This is a genomic window from Rhodococcus globerulus NBRC 14531, from assembly GCF_001894805.1.
Taxonomy (GTDB): Bacteria; Actinomycetota; Actinomycetes; order Mycobacteriales; family Mycobacteriaceae; genus Rhodococcus_F; species Rhodococcus_F globerula.
This window is the reverse complement of sequence record NZ_BCWX01000003.1, coordinates 983,646-1,001,835: the sequence shown is the minus strand read 5'-3', so window position 1 is coordinate 1,001,835 and position 18,190 is coordinate 983,646. Positions and strand designations below refer to the sequence as shown.

The 18,190-nt window shown below is 61.8% G+C and carries 17 protein-coding genes; 9 read left to right on the top strand and 8 right to left on the bottom strand.

The window, feature by feature from the left end:
* Positions 1–5 precede the first annotated feature (5 nt).
* Positions 6–575 carry a DUF4245 domain-containing protein gene (locus tag RG2_RS19990; RefSeq protein ID WP_033234501.1) on the bottom strand — a complete coding sequence of 190 codons (570 nt, stop codon included), beginning with the start codon at positions 573–575 and terminating at the stop codon, positions 6–8.
* Between the two features lie 180 nt (positions 576–755).
* Between RG2_RS19990 and glpX the strand changes: the two genes are divergently transcribed.
* Both glpX and RG2_RS19980 read left to right on the top strand, forming a co-directional pair.
* Entirely contained in the window at positions 756–1,790 is a 1,035-nt protein-coding gene (gene glpX, locus RG2_RS19985) for a class II fructose-bisphosphatase (protein WP_033234502.1), read from the top strand.
* A gap of 81 nt (positions 1,791–1,871) precedes the next feature.
* A complete protein-coding gene (locus RG2_RS19980) occupies positions 1,872–3,275 on the top strand; it encodes a class II fumarate hydratase (RefSeq protein ID WP_033234503.1) in 1,404 nt (467 codons plus the stop codon).
* Between the two features lie 59 nt (positions 3,276–3,334).
* Here the strand turns inward: RG2_RS19980 and RG2_RS19975 are convergent, their stop codons facing one another.
* Complete coding sequence (locus RG2_RS19975; RefSeq protein WP_255285230.1) at positions 3,335–4,036, bottom strand: NADPH-dependent F420 reductase; 702 nt, start codon at positions 4,034–4,036, stop codon at positions 3,335–3,337.
* Between the two features lie 279 nt (positions 4,037–4,315).
* On the opposite strand from RG2_RS19975, the gene RG2_RS19970 reads away from it, so the two are divergent.
* The 3 genes from RG2_RS19970 (at position 4,316) to RG2_RS19960 (ending at position 6,893) form a co-directional block, all read left to right on the top strand.
* Positions 4,316–5,875: an RCC1 domain-containing protein gene (locus RG2_RS19970; RefSeq protein ID WP_051730502.1), complete on the top strand. Its 1,560-nt coding sequence runs from the start codon at positions 4,316–4,318 to the stop codon at positions 5,873–5,875.
* A gap of 154 nt (positions 5,876–6,029) precedes the next feature.
* Positions 6,030–6,458 (top strand): limonene-1,2-epoxide hydrolase family protein, encoded by a 429-nt coding sequence (locus tag RG2_RS19965; protein WP_033234505.1) that lies wholly within the window; start codon positions 6,030–6,032, stop codon positions 6,456–6,458.
* A 30-nt stretch (positions 6,459–6,488) separates the two neighbouring features.
* Positions 6,489–6,893, top strand: coding sequence for a carboxymuconolactone decarboxylase family protein (locus tag RG2_RS19960; RefSeq protein WP_033234506.1), 405 nt, complete (start codon positions 6,489–6,491; stop codon positions 6,891–6,893).
* A 44-nt stretch (positions 6,894–6,937) separates the two neighbouring features.
* On the opposite strand, the gene phoH2 is transcribed toward RG2_RS19960, so the two are convergent.
* The 4 genes from phoH2 to RG2_RS19940 all read right to left on the bottom strand — a co-directional run bounded on the left by phoH2 (position 6,938) and on the right by RG2_RS19940 (position 12,273).
* Positions 6,938–8,317, bottom strand: coding sequence for an RNA 5'-3' helicase PhoH2 (gene phoH2, locus RG2_RS19955; RefSeq protein WP_033234507.1), 1,380 nt, complete (start codon positions 8,315–8,317; stop codon positions 6,938–6,940).
* 303 nt (positions 8,318–8,620) lie between these two features.
* Positions 8,621–9,622, bottom strand: a complete 1,002-nt coding sequence (locus RG2_RS19950) for a patatin-like phospholipase family protein (RefSeq protein ID WP_033234508.1) — start codon at positions 9,620–9,622, stop codon at positions 8,621–8,623.
* A 75-nt stretch (positions 9,623–9,697) separates the two neighbouring features.
* Positions 9,698–11,005 carry a serine hydroxymethyltransferase gene (gene glyA, locus RG2_RS19945; RefSeq protein ID WP_033234509.1) on the bottom strand — a complete coding sequence of 436 codons (1,308 nt, stop codon included), beginning with the start codon at positions 11,003–11,005 and terminating at the stop codon, positions 9,698–9,700.
* Positions 11,002–12,273, bottom strand: a complete 1,272-nt coding sequence (locus RG2_RS19940; protein WP_045069373.1) for a hypothetical protein — start codon at positions 12,271–12,273, stop codon at positions 11,002–11,004. The genes glyA and RG2_RS19940 overlap by 4 nt, the downstream gene beginning before the upstream one ends.
* A gap of 172 nt (positions 12,274–12,445) precedes the next feature.
* Between RG2_RS19940 and coaA the strand changes: the two genes are divergently transcribed.
* Positions 12,446–13,378 (top strand): type I pantothenate kinase, encoded by a 933-nt coding sequence (gene coaA / locus RG2_RS19935; RefSeq protein ID WP_033234510.1) that lies wholly within the window; start codon positions 12,446–12,448, stop codon positions 13,376–13,378.
* A 6-nt stretch (positions 13,379–13,384) separates the two neighbouring features.
* Here coaA and RG2_RS19930 read toward each other — a convergent pair whose 3' ends face one another.
* Positions 13,385–14,152 carry an isoprenyl transferase gene (locus RG2_RS19930; RefSeq protein ID WP_033234511.1) on the bottom strand — a complete coding sequence of 256 codons (768 nt, stop codon included), beginning with the start codon at positions 14,150–14,152 and terminating at the stop codon, positions 13,385–13,387.
* Positions 14,153–14,315: 163 nt separating this feature from the next.
* On the opposite strand from RG2_RS19930, the gene trhA reads away from it, so the two are divergent.
* Positions 14,316–14,984, top strand: coding sequence for a PAQR family membrane homeostasis protein TrhA (gene trhA, locus RG2_RS19925; protein WP_033234512.1), 669 nt, complete (start codon positions 14,316–14,318; stop codon positions 14,982–14,984).
* Between the two features lie 4 nt (positions 14,985–14,988).
* Here the strand turns inward: trhA and RG2_RS19920 are convergent, their stop codons facing one another.
* A complete protein-coding gene (locus RG2_RS19920; RefSeq protein WP_033234513.1) occupies positions 14,989–16,230 on the bottom strand; it encodes a TetR/AcrR family transcriptional regulator in 1,242 nt (413 codons plus the stop codon).
* Positions 16,231–16,522: 292 nt separating this feature from the next.
* Between RG2_RS19920 and RG2_RS19915 the strand changes: the two genes are divergently transcribed.
* Positions 16,523–17,332: an MlaE family ABC transporter permease gene (locus tag RG2_RS19915; protein WP_033234514.1), complete on the top strand. Its 810-nt coding sequence runs from the start codon at positions 16,523–16,525 to the stop codon at positions 17,330–17,332.
* Positions 17,332–18,189, top strand: a complete 858-nt coding sequence (locus RG2_RS19910) for an MlaE family ABC transporter permease (protein WP_033234515.1) — start codon at positions 17,332–17,334, stop codon at positions 18,187–18,189. The genes RG2_RS19915 and RG2_RS19910 overlap by 1 nt, the downstream gene beginning before the upstream one ends.
* Position 18,190 lies beyond the last annotated feature (1 nt).

The window sequence follows — 18,190 nt, the reverse complement described above, 5'->3', positions numbered from 1 at the left end:
AGTAGCTAGGGAACGATCGGCTCGGCCTGGCCGGCGTTGCGCGCCAAGGTCGTGAAGTCCTCGGCCGGAGCGGCGCCGGTGATCAGGAGACGAACTCCGTCGACGTCGGTTACCCAGATCGACTCGACGCCCTCGCCGCCGAAGACGTTCCAGGTATGGCCGTCGATGTCCTCGACACCCGTCGCGAAACGCTGTCCGCCTGCTACGTAGGACACCAGGGGGAATTCTTCGGCATTGCTCTGCGTCAGCTGAATGTAGCTACCGTTGGTCGTGATGAATCCCACAGTGCTGGAATCGCCGCCGCCGTCGCCGGTGATCACTTTCCGACTACCCGAGTTCGGGGTCCAGCCCTCGGGAACTACAGGTTTGCGGATCGGGAAACCCAGTTCCTTGGCGTCGTAGTTCAGCGCTGCGTCGATGTCGACGCTCGGGATCGGTCCCTGAGTGGGGCCTCCCGGGCTGAACGTGCACTGGCTGGCGATGCCCGCGATGATGATGCAAAACAGCACCAGCGGTACGAGAGACCAGACCATGTCTTTGTTGTCTTCGAGAATGCGGGGTTTCTTCGATGCCACACTCCCAGTATCCAGGTACCGGCCGCTTGTAACGATTCCCGGTACCCCTAAGCGTGACAAATCACCACGCCCCTGACCCAGCAGCGCACACAGTGGCTCCCATCTGGGACAATCACGCCTGTAGAAACCACTTGCGTCGACACACCCCGTCGACCGCGACCGCGCCAGGAGGCACCGCACATGACGGCCAGCAGCATTCATCGTGAGACCCCGGACCGTAACCTTGCTCTCGAATTGGTCCGAGTCACCGAAGCCGGCGCGATGGCTGCAGGTCGCTGGGTAGGACGCGGCGACAAGGAAGGCGGCGACGGAGCTGCCGTCGACGCGATGCGTCAGCTCGTTTCTTCGGTGTCCATGCGCGGCATCGTTGTGATCGGCGAAGGCGAGAAGGACGAAGCGCCGATGCTGTTCAACGGCGAAGAGGTCGGCAACGGCGACGGCCCGGACTGCGACTTCGCTGTCGATCCGGTTGACGGAACCACGCTGATGTCCAAGGGCATGCCCAACGCCATCTCGGTGTTGGCTGTTGCCGAGCGCGGCGCGATGTTCGATCCGTCTGCTGTGTTCTACATGGAGAAGATCGCTGTCGGACCGGACGCTGCAGATGTCATCGACATCAGCGCGCCGATCGCCGAGAACATCAAGCGCGTCGCCAAGGTCAAGAAGGCGTCGGTCTCCGACATCACGATCTGCATCCTGGACCGTCCTCGCCACAACCAGCTGATCCAGGACGTTCGCGACACGGGCGCTCGGATCCGCCTGATCTCCGACGGTGACGTTGCCGGCGCTATCGCCGCAGCGCGTCCGGAGTCCGGCACCGACATGCTCGTCGGCATCGGCGGCACCCCTGAGGGCATCATCGCCGCTGCGGCCATGCGCTGCATGGGCGGATCGTTGCAGGGCAAGCTGGCTCCCACCGACGACGAAGAGCGTCAGAAGGCCATCGACGCCGGTCACGATCTCGATCGCATCCTGACCACCGAAGATCTGGTCTCGGGCGAGAACGTCTTCTTCTGCGCCACCGGCGTCACCGACGGTGACCTGCTGCGCGGTGTCCGCTACTACGGCGGCGGCGCCAGTACGCAGTCCATCGTGATGCGCAGCAAGTCCGGCACCGTCCGCATGATCGACGCGTACCACCGCCTCGAGAAGCTCCGCGAGTACAGCTCGGTGGACTTCGACGGCGAAGAGGGCGCGGTTCCGCCGACGTTCTGACAGGCTCCGCCCTGTGCGCCTTTCTGGTAGTCACCGCTACCAAAAAGGCGCACAGGGGCCGAAGGCCCCTACTCTGGAACCATGACGGAAAGCAACGAACAGCAGTTCCGGATCGAACACGACACCATGGGTGAAGTTCGGGTGCCCATCGACGCACTGTGGCGAGCGCAAACCCAACGCGCAGTCGAGAATTTCCCGATCAGCGGCCGACCTCTCGAACGCACTCAGATTCGTGCGATGGGCCTTCTCAAAGCCGCGTGTGCGCAGGTCAACAAAGATCTTGGCCTGCTCGACGCGGACAAGGCCGATGCCATCATCTCGGCAGCCAATGAAATCGCCGACGGCAAGCACGACGATCAGTTCCCCATCGATGTCTTTCAGACCGGTTCCGGCACCAGTTCCAACATGAACGCCAACGAGGTCATCGCATCGATCTCACAGGCCAACGACGTGGATGTGCATCCGAACGATCACGTCAACATGTCACAGTCCTCCAACGACACCTTCCCGACGGCCACGCACGTCGCAGCGACGGAAGCCGCCGTCACGGATCTTGTTCCTGCTCTGGAGCATTTGCACGCTGCACTCGCCGCGAAGTCCGCGGAGTGGAAGTCCGTCGTCAAGTCCGGACGCACCCACCTGATGGACGCAGTTCCGGTGACCCTCGGCCAGGAGTTCGGCGGTTACGCCCGCCAGATCGAGGCAGGCATCGAACGAATCAAGGCAACGCTCCCCCGACTCGGCGAACTACCGATCGGCGGCACCGCAGTGGGCACCGGACTCAACGCACCGGACGGATTCGGTCCCAAAGTTGTTGCAGAACTGGTCAAGTCGACAGGCATCGACGCGCTGACCCCCGCAAAGAACAGCTTCGAGGCGCAGGCAGCCCGTGACGGACTGGTGGAAGCGTCAGGCGCCCTGCGCACCATCGCGGTCTCACTGACGAAGATTGCCAACGACATTCGCTGGATGGGGTCGGGACCGTTGACGGGCCTCGGCGAGATAGCGCTCCCCGACTTGCAGCCGGGTAGCTCGATCATGCCGGGCAAGGTCAATCCGGTTCTGCCGGAGGCTGTTACGCAGGTAGCCGCACAGGTGATCGGAAACGACGCGGCCATCGCGTGGGGCGGCGCTGCCGGCGCTTTCGAGCTCAACGTCTACATCCCGATGATGGCACGTAATATACTCGAGTCATTCACGTTGCTGGCCAACGTTTCTCGGTTGTTCGCGGACAAGTGCGTCAGCGGTTTGGTTGCGCACGAGGAACACCTCAAGACTCTCGCCGAGTCCTCGCCGTCCATCGTGACGCCACTCAACTCGGCTATCGGATACGAGGAAGCCGCGTCCGTTGCCAAGCAAGCATTGAAGGAGAAAAAGACGATTCGGCAGGTTGTGCTCGAGCGCGGACTGGTTCCGGACAAGCTCAGCGAAGCCGAGCTCGACAAGCGCCTCGACGTGCTCGCGATGGCGAAGGTCAAGGACTAACCCACCGGCCCCGCGGCGGTTCCGCATTCGGGAACCGCCGCGAGGCACAGGTCAGTCAGTCACTCCGCGACAGCTCGCCACTCGTCCGTGCGCTCGGGAGTTGCCTCCGCCAGCGCCTTCAACGTAGCGTCGCGACCAAAATCCTTGCCGTAGACCGGAGTTCCCGGCTGCTGGCGCCAGGAGTCTTCGATGGTGCCCGCGTCGACGGGGTCGAAGCCGAGCTGATTGATCAGGTCGAAGACAACCTGCTTCTTCAGCTCGTCGTCACCGGCGATGGGGAGCGCGATGCGGCCGCTCGACCCTTCCGGTAGACCCTTCTCGAGCAGGTGCTTCCACCAGATTCCGTTAAATGCCTTGAAGACCGGAACTCCGAGGCGCTCTTGCACCCAATCGCTTTCTGCCTGACCGTCTTCGATTGCGGCGATCAATCCGTCTCGCTGCTGCGGGTAGTAGTTGTTGGTCTCGATCACCGGAGCGCCGTCGGCAGCGCCCGCGAGAATGCCGGCGGGAAGGTCCACGACGTTCTTCTGCGGGATGCTCACGATCACCAGGTCTGCACCTTCGGCGGCTTCGGTGTTCAGTACCGCTTTTGCACCGGTTTCCGCCTCGAGGTCTGCCAGAGTGTCGGGCGTCCGAGAGTTCGAGACGCGCACGTCGTGACCAAGCGCGGTCAGCCTGCGGGTAAGCGTTCCACCGATCTGACCAGCTCCGATAATTCCGATGCGCATGTTCTTGTGCTCCTTCGTCGAGTGTCGCGACACTCCGCGACTGCTGCATGCCTCAACAACGGATCACCGCGGGCTAATTCCGCACCGGCACATTCAATTCGCACTGATTCAAATGCTTGCCTTGGGCCGCGTGGGGCGCGCTGTTCACAGCTCGGCACAAGAAGGCCATTTTCGGCCATCAATGCCCTCTGTCCTAAAATGGCCAGCAAAAATGGGCGTTTTGTGCCTCCCCGCCCGTTATCGTCACTGCGTGGTCACTAACCGTGGCCGCACCGCCCTCCCGGCGGAATCCGCCAGGAAAGGCACACCACGATGGCACCACTCGATCACCGTCACAGACCTCACCGAGGCAGACGACTGCGAGGGCTCACCGCTCTCATTGCCGCTGGAGCACTCGCCCTCGCCGCTGCGACCACTGCCGCGGCGGAAGGTGTGCCGGTCACCGATCCCGGCACAATCACAGGTTGGGGCTACGGGGTAGGGGGAAACAACGACAACGGGCAGCTCGACAACTTCCCGGCGGGAGGCGGTTACACCGCCATCGCGGCCGGCTACTCCCATTCGTTGGCGTTGACCGCCGACGGCTCCATCGTGGGGTGGGGGAACAACAATGACGGTCAACTCGACAACATCCCGGCCGGCAGCGGCCACAAAGCCATCGCCGTCGGCGCCTTTCATTCAGTGGCGTTAACCGCCGACGGCACCATCGTGGCTTGGGGAGCCAGCAGCCTCGGGCAACTCGCTAACATCCCAGTTGGTAACGGCTACAAAGCCATCGCGGCCGGCGGTTACCATTCGTTGGCGTTGACCGCCGACGGCACCGTCGTGGGCTGGGGTTACAACTACTGGAAACAGGCCAACACGCTTCCTGGCAACGGCTATAAAGCCATCGCAGCCGGCAGCCTTCATTCGTTGGCGTTGACCGCCGACGGCGCCATCGTCGGCTGGGGATACAACTACGAAGGTCAGACCAACACTCCGACCGGTAACGGCTACACCACTATTGCTTCAGGAGGTTTCCATGGGTTGGCGTTGACCGCCGACGGCACGATCACAACCTGGGGACAAAGTGGCAACGGGTTAGGCACCGTCCCAAGGGGCAACGGCTACACCGCCATCGGTGGCGGCGACTTCCATTCACTGGCTTTGACTGCCGAGGGCACCATCGCAGAATGGGGAAGCAGCGGTGGTGGGCAGCTTCCCGCCCCGACCGGTACCGGCTACACCGCCATCGCCGGCGGCGGCAACCGTTCATTGGCATTGAAAACTGCAACCGCTTCTGCGTTCACCGATGCGGGCCCCGTCACCGTAAACGGTATTGCCGGAACAGCAATCTCCCACGCGTTCACCACCACCGGAAACCCCACCCCCGTTGTCACCGCCACCGGACTCCCGGCCGGACTCACGCTCAGTGAAACTGGGGCTCTGACCGGAACACCCACCACCGAAGGATCGTTCCCCTTCACGGTCAGCGCCACCAACGGCGTCGGAAATCCGGCAACGCTCAACGCCACCCTCATCGTCGCAGCAGCACCCGCCGCCCCGATGTTCACCGATGCCGGACCCGTGACGCTCGATGCTGTTGCCGGAACAGCACTTACCCGTGAATTCACCGTCACCGGTAACCCTGCCCCCACCATCACAGTGATCGACCCGGCAAAACTGCCCACCGGCATGGTTTTCACTAACGGAACACTGTCCGGAACACCCGCCGCTGCAGGCTCTTACACGTTCACCCTCAACGCCACCAACGGCGTCAATCCCGACCTGACCCTTGTCGTTACCGTCAATGTCGCCGAGGCCCCGATCACACCCGAACAACCCACCACAGGATCCCTGGGATCACTCGAGTTCACCGGATTCGGTAGCTGACCTCACGGGATCTCCCAGATAGTCGATCGAACAGAACCATCCCGAGCCATATTCGACGGAAACTCGCTAACCTTGGAATACTTCGACAGCGACGGTTTGGGCACATTTGTCAGAGCACCGAATGAACACAGGCTCGTGATGAACAGGGGTTTCGATGAACACTGATTCGGTCACCACAGTTCGAAAGATGTTCCGCGCCCTCACCGATTTCGATGTGGACGGCGCCGCCGAGTTGATGACCGAGGACATCATCTGGCAGAACGTCTCGCTGCCGACGTTGCGCGGGAGAAATGCCGTGGTCCGGGCGCTTCGAATGGTCACGAAGCCGTCACTCAAGTTCGAGGCCGACATGCATCACATCATCGGCGACGAGTTCACCGTCCTCACCGAACGCACCGACATCCTGACCGTCGGACCACTGCGCATCGAGTTCTGGGTGTGTGGAACTTTCGAATTACGCGACGGCAAGATCGCCGTGTGGCGGGACTACTTCTCGCTGCGCGACGTTGCGTGGGGTGTGGTGACCGCGATCGGGCAGGCGGTGTTGGGTATCGGCTCTCGCAGTAGGCTGGCTCCGGCCTGACAACACCTGCCGGAAGAGAGCACTCGCCCGATGACCGAATACAACACATCCGATTCCTTCGACGCCGGACTGGCCGTGCGCACAGAAGTCATGGGTGCCGATTTTGTCGACGCAGCGTTCGAGCGCACCCGCGGAACCGACAGCGAAGAATTGCAGAACTTCGTGACGGCCAATGTGTGGGGATCTGTGTGGACGCGTCCCGGCCTCGATCGACGCAGTCGCAGCCTGATCAATCTGGGAATGCTGATCGCCCTGCGGGCGGAGAACGAACTGAAAGGCCACGTCCGCGGCGCATTGCGAAATGGCTTGACGCGCACCGAGATCGTCGAAACAGTGATACATGCCAGCGCATACTGCGGCGCCCCGGCCGGACTCGCTGCTATGCGCGTTGTCCAGGAAGTCCTCAACGCGGAATTGGGACCGCTGGAGAACTGAGCCACTCCCCGTGCGGCAAGAATGCCGCACGGGGAGAACTATTCTCAGGGAGTCGGTCCGAACTCCTCCAACATTTCGGTAACCAACTCGGCGATCGGCGAACGCTCGCTTCGAGTGAGCGTGATATGCGCAAACAGTGGATGCCCCTTCAGCTTTTCGATCACGGCGGCAACACCGTCGTGGCGGCCGACTCGCAGGTTGTCACGCTGCGCGACGTCATGCGTCAACACCACTCGCGATCCGGTTCCGAGTCGAGAAAGCACCGTCAGCAACACATTTCGTTCGAGGGACTGCGCCTCGTCGACGATCACGAACGAATCGTGCAGAGAACGTCCACGAATGTGCGTGAGCGGCAAGACTTCCAACATCCCCCGAGCTTGGACCTCTTCGAGAACTTCGGGTGACGCCAACCCGTCGAGTGTGTCGAAGACGGCCTGAGCCCACGGGCCCATCTTCTCACTCTCGCTGCCCGGGAGATATCCGAGTTCCTGTCCGCCAACGGCATACAGTGGCCGGAAGACCACCACCTTGCGTTGGCTTCGACGCTCGAGCACCGCTTCGAGTCCCGCGGTCAAGGCCAGCGCCGACTTTCCGGTACCCGCTTTGCCGCCGAGAGAGACGATTCCGATGCTTTCGTCCATCAGCAATTCCAGTGCAATCCGCTGCTCGGCGCTGCGGCCGTGCAGACCGAATGCCTCACGCTCACCGCGGACAAGCTGAATCCGTTTGTCCGGTGTCACCCTCCCCAACGCACTGGACGAACCGCCGAGCAGCCGAACCCCGGTGTGACACGGCAGATCTCGCCCCTCCTCGAGATCGAGAAAGCCCTCGGAGAACAGTTCGTCGATGTCCGTCGACGCGACATCACACTCAGTCATACCGGTCCACCCGGAGGGAACGACGTCGTGCGCGTGGTACTCGTCGGCGGGAAGCCCCACGGCGCCCGCTTTGACTCGGAGCGGAATGTCTTTGCTGACCAGGACTACATCTTTGCCTTCGGCCGCAAGATTGAGCGCGCAGGCAAGTATCCTCGAATCATTACTGTCCGTGCGGAATCCGACGGGGAGTACCGCGGGATCAGTGTGATTGAGTTCGACTTGCAAGGTACCGTTCTCGCTACCGATCGGCACCGGACGGTCGAGCCGGCCGTATTCGATCCGGAGGTCGTCGAGCATGCGGAGTGCTTCTCGCGCAAACCATCCCAGTTCGTGATGATGTCGCTTGCCTTCGAGTTCACTGACCACAACAAGGGGCAGAACCACATTGTGCTCGGCAAATCTGGTGACGGCCCACGGATCGGACAGTAAGACCGACGTATCCAAGACATACGTGCGAAGTGCATCTACCGAATGACTCCCGGCTGAATTACCGGCTGAAATACTGCCCGGAACCGAGTGGGCAGAAACGGAGCGTGATGCAGTCACGGTGGGCTCCTAGGTCTGCGCTACGCCGCACAAACTAGTTCTCGCTGGACCGGTCGGCTCTTGTGTCAGGTGACACGAGGGCCGGGCGCCGGCCCTCTCGCACTGAATGTTTCAGTCACGATCAGAACCTCCCGCACAAGTAACTTCTGCGCTACTCGATACTGCCGACGGTACTGTGCTTCGGGCCATCCCGCCACGAATTCCGACACACAATGCGTGAACGCCAGGTTACAAAATGCCACTCGTGTCATTTACCGCCACAGCGGTGCTTGTCGACGCCGTCCGCACTATCGGCGCGTGAGCTCAGAAATCCTCGGCATCGAGCGCCGACTCGGTCAAAACCCGACCGATCGCGATCATCTCGGTAGCCCGCGCAAAGTCGAGACTCCTGGCCGATTTGCGGGGTACCTGGATAAGAATGTCCGGTGGATACACGGCGAGCTGGTACCTGGCCAGCGCGGACTGCACGACCTCGAGTGAACGACCCATGATCTCCAAACGCCCGATCTTCGGAGCGATATCACGACCCGTATCGACGACTCCCTCGTCCAGGCTCACCTCGTCCACACTCACCTCATCCAGGCCCACCTCTTCAAGACCCAGGCCCGTCGAGTGACCACCGAATCGAGACACCACAGACTTCACTGTCTCCCGATCGAGAAACTGGGCGGTGCCCCGTTTGAATCGGCCGACCCACTCGTCGACGGGCCGTGGCTCCGTACCCACCCGAGCGGGCGTGCGATTCTCACGGGCGTCCGCGCCCAAACTGACACCGATCGTCAGGTCTGCACGAATCGAGAGCGTCGGCGCGACGGGAAGAGGATCGAGGATGCCGCCGTCCACCAGCACCCGGCCGTTGAGAACCAACGGAGTGATGACTCCGGGGATAGCGATGGACGCACGAATCGCGGCGTCGACCGGCCCGTGCTGAAACCACACAGACCTACCCGCCGCCAGGTCGGTGGCCACGGCGGTGAACGGGATGCGCATGTCTTCGATGCACGTTTCGCCCAGGATCTCTCGAACCCGCCCGAGTACCTTCTCCGCGTGGATGGCCCCGGGCGCTGACATGGATACGTCGAGCAACCGAACAACGTCGCGGGCCTTCAGCGTCGTCGCCCACTCGGTGAATTCATCGAGTTTCCCAGCTGCGTACAAGCCGCCGATCAACGCGCCCATCGACGAACCTGCCACCCCGACTATCGAGTAGCCACGTTCCTCGAGCACCTGGATGACACCGATGTGGGCGTAGCCTCGCGCGCCACCGGAACCGAGTGCCAATGCAACTGTCCGAGACTGAGCCATTGGCCCATCGTAGGCGCCGTAAGAACGCCGACAGCCCGGCACCACAACGGGTACCGGGCTGTCGGGAACTACTGCTTAGACGTTCTTGCTGAGCAAGCCCCAGTCCTCGAGTCCGTCGTACAACGGGACGTCGAGAGCGAGCTTGGCAACGCGGGCGCGCAGGGCAACCAGATCGGCATCGCCGGCGAGGGCGGTGCCGATGATGTCGGCGACCTCGGTGAACTCGGCGTCGCCGAATCCGCGAGTAGCCAAGGCTGCGGTGCCGATACGCAGACCGGAGGTGGTCATCGGCGGGCGGGGATCGAACGGAACTGCGTTGCGGTTGACGGTGATGCCGACCTCGTGCAGAAGGTCCTCACCCTGCTGGCCGTCGAGCTTGGAGTTGCGCAGGTCCACGAGAACGAGGTGGACGTCGGTTCCACCGGTCAGAACGCTGATGCCCTGATCTGCGACGTCCTTGTTGCCGAGACGCTCGGCGAGGATGCGTGCACCGGAGAGGGTACGCACCTGACGGTCCTTGAACTCTTCACCGGCAGCGATCTTGAAGGTGACGGCCTTGGCTGCGATGGCGTGCATGAGCGGTCCACCCTGCTGGCCGGGGAAGACTGCGGAGTTGAGCTTCTTGGCCCATTCCTTCTTCGCCAGGATCAGGCCGGAGCGCGGGCCACCGAGGGTCTTGTGGACGGTGGAGGACACGACGTCGGCGTACGGGACGGGCGACGGGTGCAGACCAGCGGCAACCAGACCGGCGAAGTGCGCCATGTCGACCCACAGGTACGCACCGACCTCGTCGGCGATGGCACGGAAGGCTGCGAAGTCCTGCTGACGCGGGTACGCGGACCAACCGGCGACGATGACCTTGGGCTTCTCGGCGAGGGCGATGGTACGCACCTCGTCCATGTCGATGCGGTGATCTTCCTTGCTCACGCCGTAGGACGCGACGTCGTACAACTTGCCGGAGAAGTTGAGCTTCATGCCGTGCGTGAGGTGACCACCGTGAGCGAGGTCGAGGCCGAGCAGCTTCTCACCCGGGTTCATCAGAGCCATCAGAACGGCAGCGTTGGCCTGTGCGCCCGAGTGCGGCTGCACGTTGGCGAACTCGGCGCCGAAGAGTTCCTTGGCACGGTTACGGGCGAGGTCCTCGATGATGTCGACGTTCTCGCAGCCACCGTAGTAACGGCGTCCCGGGTAGCCTTCGGCGTACTTGTTGGTCAGGACGCTGCCCTGAGCCTGCAGAACCGAGCGGGGGACGAAGTTCTCCGACGCGATCATCTCGAGAGTGTCGCGCTGACGAGCCAATTCACCCGCCATAGCTTCGGCGACCTCGGGGTCGAGTTCGGCGAGTGGTGCAGAGTTGACGTCGGAGCCAGGCACAGCGGTCATCGAGGAATCTCCAAGGTGGATGCGGGATCGAATGTGTCCAGTCTACGAAGGTCACCCGACGTGTCTCCACCCGGTGCCGAACGCAGTGAGCTCGGCACCAGCGGCTCGTCCAACAGACGCCGGAATCGGTCTGTACGGTCGGCTGGCGTTGCAGCCTGATCGAGCCACCCGCCGAGCAACCGGTATCCCTCGACGTACGTGCTGGTGTACGCCCGCCACAACGGGGAGGACAGGAATCGCAGCGACTGCCGTGCCCGCTCCGGCGTCGACAGTGACCACCGCTCGAGGAATCCGGCAACGTCGTCGTGGCTGCGTCCCTCGTCGTGCAGCATCAGCGCAGCGTCCTGCCGCACACTGATCAGCTGGCCCGATGCCGCCGACAGTTGCTGGGCCTTCTCTCCGTCGAATGCCAGCCCCAGATCCGCGTAGATCTCCTGCGCCCACAGTCCCCAGTCGTGGCCGACTATCGCTTCGAGTGCCAAATCCGCCAGGCCCTCTGCCATGAGGCACTGCGGCGTGTTCACCAGAAAGAGCGTCTGCTCGAGTTGCCCGGCACCCACCAATCCGGCTTCCTTGCGGCAATGTTCGGTGTGATGGCCCGGATACGACTCGTGGGCAATCAGTCTCGGCAGATTCGCCATGAACTGTGGGAGATCGGAATTGATCGCAACTTTGGAGCGATAGTCACCGAGGTAGTAGTTGAACCCGGACCACGGCTTGTCCCCCACCACTTCGTATTCGACGGTTTCCGACGCCGGCAGCGGGAACGTGCCACGCACCAGATCACGCAGGGCACTGGACATCGCGTCGACGCACTCGGCCAGTTTCGCAGCCGGAATCTCGTCGGCCTTGCGATGTGCCTGCACGCGCTCCACCAGCGTTCCCGGGCCTGGTAGCACCTCACCCATCAGGCGGTGAGCATCGCCGTATGCGTCTTCGTTTCCCTTCGAAATTCGCACGTCGAAGTAGGCCTCGACCTCGTCGACAAACCCGATCTCCTCGCCCGCGAACTTGCGGCCGGAGCATTCGAGAGCCCGTAGGTGAACGTCGATGAAGTGAGCCCGGTCGGCGTTCAGACCACTTGCCGGCAACTCGGCGCGAAGCTCTCGAGCGGTGCGGGCGAGTACGCCCGGATCGGGCTTCGTTGCATTTTCAACTTGCTGACGGAGTGCCGGATCGCCGGTGAACGCGTCGACAAACCCTTCCTCGAGTCGATCGAAACCTAGTCCCAGCAGCAGATATCGGCGAACGAGCGAGTCTGGATCCATAAGGCACAAGCCTAGCGCCCGCGCCCGGAATGCGACCCGACGACAACTCCTTACGTGGCACCAAGCACAATTCGGTTATGCACTTGGATCGTGCGCACTCGCGCCTGGCTTGCTCGCACGCTTCGCCCGTACCAACGGCATCACAGTTCCTCGGCACCGGCGAGCTGCGCTGATGGCACGCGCCGGCGAATCCAGCCCGTATGTCGAGTTCGACCGTAAGCAGTGGCGCACACTGCGTAAGTCGACTCCGCTCGTCCTGACGGAGGACGAACTGTACGGCCTCCGCGGCCTCGGTGAGCAGATCGACCTCGAGGAAGTTGCCGAGGTGTACCTCCCGCTGGCTCGACTGATCCACCTACAGGTTGCCGCAAGGCAGCGACTGTTTGCCGCTACCGCAACGTTCCTCGGCGAGAAACACCCCGATCGACAAGTTCCCTTCGTCATCGGCGTGGCCGGTTCGGTGGCCGTCGGCAAATCCACGACGGCCCGTGTGCTGCAAGCACTCCTGGCCCGATGGGACCATCACCCGCGCGTCGATCTTGTCACCACCGACGGGTTCTTGTACCCCACCAAAGAACTGCACCGTCGGGGCATGATGCACCGCAAGGGTTTTCCCGAGAGCTACGATCGCCGCAAACTCCTGCGATTCGTGACCGAGGTGAAATCGGGCGCCGAAGAGGTAGCGGCCCCGGTCTATTCGCATACTCTGTACGACATCATCCCCGGCCAATTCCACCTGATCCGTCAGCCCGACATCCTCATCATCGAGGGCCTCAACGTGCTGCAGACCGGTCCGCGTCTGATGGTCTCGGATCTGTTCGACTTCTCCATCTACGTCGATGCCCGGATCGAGGACATCGAAGCTTGGTACATCGAACGGTTCCTGGCACTACGGAAAACGTCGTTTGCCGACCCGAACGCGCACTTCCACCATTACTCGGGACTATCGGACCGCGACGCGACCAGCGCCGCCAAGGACATCTGGAACTCGATCAATCAACCGAACCTGGTGGAGAACATCCTCCCCACCCGTCCGCGAGCAACGCTGGTGTTGCGCAAGGACTCCGATCACACGATCAACCGGCTGCGCCTGCGCAAGCTCTGATACTGCTCAGGCGCCGAACCGGCGGTGCCTTGCCGCATAGTCACGAAGGGCCCGGAGGAAGTCGACCCGGCGGAACTCGGGCCAGTACGCCTCGGTGAACCAAATCTCCGAATAGGCACTCTGCCACAACAGGAATCCCGAAAGCCGCTGCTCCCCCGACGTGCGGATCACCAGGTCGGGATCGGGCTGACCTGACGTATAGAGGTGACTGTCGATACCGTCGACGGTGATCGCCTGGACCAGTTCGTCGCCACTGAGTCCTTGGCTGAGCTTCTCACTCAGCAGCGACTGAACGGCGTCGGCGATCTCCTGGCGGCCGCCGTATCCGATCGCGATGTTGACGTGAGTTCCGGTGCGGCCTTCGGTTCCGTCCGCGGCATCACGAAGGCGCCGCGACTGCTCGGCCGGCAACAGATCCAGAGCGCCGACGATCTGCACGCTCCAGTTCTTACTCGGCCCGGAAATCTCCTCGACCACATCGGTGATGATTTCGAGGAGTGTGTCCAACTCTTCGGGGTCCCGGCGCAGATTCTCGGTGGAGAGTAGGTAGATCGTTGCCATCTCGATTCCGGCGGCATCGCACCAGTCGAGCAGTTCGGAGATCTTGAGTGCGCCCATCCGGTGCCCGTGACTGACGTCCGTGAAACCGTTCTCGCGCGCCCAGCGTCGGTTACCGTCACACATCACCGCGACGTGCCTCGGATGGGTGAGTCCATCCAAATGCTTCAAGAGCCGTCGCTCGTAGATGCTGTACAGCAGTCCGCGCACCTTCACCGTGACATCACCATGGTGACAAAGACTACGCCGGGACCTTGTCCCCACTTGCGAGCGCCGTCACGCTTTATGGGCGCGTCGAAAAGCTGCAGGTAGGTTATGCTACTGACACGTAACCTACGGTACCGTAGGTTCTGGCAGCGTTGCCGAAAGGAGTTAAACGATGACAGCACTCGGGTTGGATGCACTTCCGGTCAAACCACGCATGCGCGGATGGATCCATCTGTGGGCACTCTGCGTTTCCGTCGTAGCGGGCATCGTTCTCGTCGCGGTGGCGGGCGCTCAAGTCGGAGCCAAGGCGGCCTTGGCCACGGCGATCTACAGCATCACCATCTGTGGCCTTTTCGGCATCAGCGCGACCTATCACCGCATCCACTGGAAAACCGTCGACGCCCGCATCTGGATGAAGCGCGCCGACCATTCGATGATCTTCCTGTTCATCGCGGGCAGCTACACACCGTTTGCGATGCTGGGCTTGCCCAGCGAGACCGGCACTGTCGTCCTTGCGGTCGTCTGGGCTGGTGCACTCGCAGGCGTTGCGCTCAAGATGCTGTGGCCGACAGCCCCTAAGTGGGTGGGTGTGCCGCTGTACCTGATTCTGGGATGGGCCATCGTGCCCGTCGCCGGTGAGATGACCCACCAGGTTGGCGTCGCGCCGATGGTGCTGTTACTGGTCGGCGGAATCCTCTACAGCGTCGGAGCAATTCTCTACGCCACCAAATGGCCGAACCCGTGGCCCACGACGTTCGGACATCACGAGTTCTTCCACGCCGCAACGGTCGTCGCGGCAATCTGCCACTACATCGCCGTCTGGCTCGTCGTCTTCAACTGACGCATCACCGCTGCGCTGGTCCACCGAACAGAACTGCCGAAACCAAGCAGTGAACTTTCCACACATTCTCCGGCCCAGGATCGAATCCGAGCAGACGGCCGACATCGGGAACCACGTTCAGCGCAGCATGCACGACGAACATGCTCTCGGGCTCCGTGAGCTCCGGTCGGATCTCACGGAGCAATCGCGCCCATTCGACCACGTAGAGTTTTTGCCGACTCTTCAAGTCATTTCGATGACTGGGCAACAGATTGTGCATCTCGGAGAAGTAGATGGACATCAACTCGTGTTGCGCAAAAGACAAGTCGACATACATCAACGACAGTGATGCCAGTGCCTCGGCCGGCGAATCCGACGCGTCCAGCACCGACACCGTAGCGACGTCCAGGCGATCTGCAGCCCGGTAGAAGATGGCGGAGAGAAGGTCGGCTTTGCTCGGGAAGTATCGGTACATGCCGGACGCGTTCAAACCAGCTGCGGCAGCTATCTCTTCGATCTTGACGTCGTGGTAGCCATGGGAGTCGAAGAGCCGCACCGCTTCATGCAGTAGACGCTCCCGCTTGTTGTCCCCCAGCGGCGCAAGCACCGAGCGGCGGCTTTGTGGATTGTCCTGGCGACCTCGCGCAAATCTCGCCTGATCTATCGCCACACATGCACTCAGCAGGATGCGTTCAATTGTCTTCTGCGGCAAGACGAGATTGTGGGCCGTGATGCTTCCGATCGCGCTGAACATCGCGGCCACCACAAGCCTTGCGTCGCGCTCACTGACCGGAGTGTCCGACGGTGACAAATGGGCACCCACCCGGCGATTGATCAGAATCGAATGCTCGCGAATCACCGCTTTGTCTGATGGTTCGAGAAACCTGCTCTCCCAACGGTAGATACCCGCGGTCCGGCGATTGCTGATCGTGGTTCGGATTACAGCCAGCAGATCGCGCGGAAGCCGATCGGCATCTTGCCCGCTGCTCTCCACCGCATCGAGAGCCTCGGTGAGCGCTTCCATCAACGACAGCGCCGAATACTGAAACAGTGCGTACTTCTTCGGAAAATGGCGGTAGAGAGCCGAGGGCGAGATGCCCACCGACGACGCGATGTCTTCGACACTGACACCGTGGTAGCCGCGCTCACTGAAGGCGATTGCCGCTGCGGCCGCAATTTGTGCCTTGCGGTCTTTCGGTCTCTTCTTTGCTTCGACCGCACGACTCCGACCGACGGCCGGAGCAACCCTCAGGTCTCTTGTTGTCACTGTCTCCGGCCTGCTTCCCTATCGAGAATAGTCATACACATCTTGCGCGCACCTACCGTGCACGCACTCGAAGATGCAGCTTTCAACTGTAGTTATATCAAGTTTCCGTCGCCAACCAGACAAGTTCTGAGAAGAATTCCCATTCACATAACTATTGCCGCACGCGAGTTGCTGTGAAATGATTCACACATAATCCGCCACGATCGCACCCCTGCACGTCGGCCCGTCTCGACGCCTGAACACACTCGACATCTTCAATGAAAGAACTTGAGCTGCAAAGGAATAGAACCAGGTGACGTACGAACTGCCAGCCTCGAAAGGCCCGGTACGAGACGTAGCGCTCGAGGGCGGCTACCTGATCGGATTCTCGGTGCAGGCACTGTTCGGCCTGTTCACGGCCATCATCCGCAGGCGGCTCTCGTTGCACGAGACGATAACTCAAACGCTCTTCATCGGCCGGGTGAGCACCGGTCCGTCCCTGCTGCTCATGATCCCGATCGGGGTCTTCATCGCGGTATCGGTCGGTGAGCTCGCGGGGCGAATCGGCGCAGGCGGTTACTCCGGTGCAGTTGTCGCGTTCATCATCGTGGGTCAGGCCGCAGCGCTGGTGTGCGCGCTGATGATGGCAGGGGTTGCCGGATCGGCAATCTGCACCGATCTGGGCTCACGGAAGATCCGCGAAGAGATCGACGCCATGGAAGTCATGGGTATCGACGTCATCGAGCGTCTTGTTGCTCCGAGATTGGTTGCAGCGGTAGTTGTTTCCCTGGCACTATGTTCCATGGTCACGTTCGGCGGAGTGATTGCGTGCTACCTCTACCACATCTACGTTCAGCATCTGCCTGCCGGAACATTCATGGCGACGTTCAGCCAGTACGGCCGGTCATCCGACTTTGTCATGGCCTTGGTCAAGGCCGCGATCTTCGGTATCGCTTCGACTTTGGTCGCCACCTTCAAAGGACTCCACGCCAAGGGCGGCCCCCGCGGCGTCGCCGATGCCGTCAACGAAGCCGTGGTCATCGCCTTTGCTCTGGTCTTCATCGCCAACACGGTTCTGTCCGCGCTGTATACCGTGATAGTTCCGGCAGTCGGTGAATTCTGATGTCGCTCGTCGATCTACGGATCAGAGCCCACCAGGCGAGCAGACCGCTGCGGACCGCTGCCGACGGTTTGGTGTCGCTCGGTCAGCATGTGACGTTCTACGTCCGTACAGTCGCGTCAATTCCGTTTGCCCTCACCAAGTATCGCAAGCATGTACTCGGTCAGATCAGCGAAGTCAGCTTCGGCACGAACTCGCTGCTGTCGGGCGGCGGAACTATCGGCATCGTGTTCGCGATGTCCCTGGCAGCCGCAATGATGCTGGGTGTCGAAATGCATCGAGGACTCGAACTCGTGGGCATGACCTCACTGTCCGGAATGCTGTCGGCCGTTGCCAACACACGTGAACTTGCGCCGGTTGTTGTTGCAATTGCGTTGGCCGCCAAGGTCGGAACGGGCTTTACCGCGCAAATCGGCGCCATGCGCATCTCCGACGAGATCGATGCCTTGGACTCGATGGCGATCAGATCCATCCCGTTCCTCGCCGGCACTCGGGTGATCGCGGCAATGATCTGCGTCATTCCGATCTACATGATCGGTCTGCTGGCCAGCTACCTGTCGACCCGCCTTGTCGTCGTGTTCTTCAATGGCGCATCGGCGGGAACGTACGACTACTTCTTCCACCTCGCGATCTCCCCACAGGATCTTCTCTACTCCGGTCTCAAAGCCGTGGTCTTCGCAGCCGTTGTCGCGCTTGTGCACTGCGCCTACGGATATTACGCCTCCGGTGGACCGGCGGGTGTGGGTCAGGCGGCCGGCCGCGCGCTCCGCACTGCAATCCTGGCGATCGGAATCCTGGACGTCATCATGACTTTCGGCCTGTGGGGTCTCGTTCCCCAAATCCCCGGAATGGGGGTCTGAG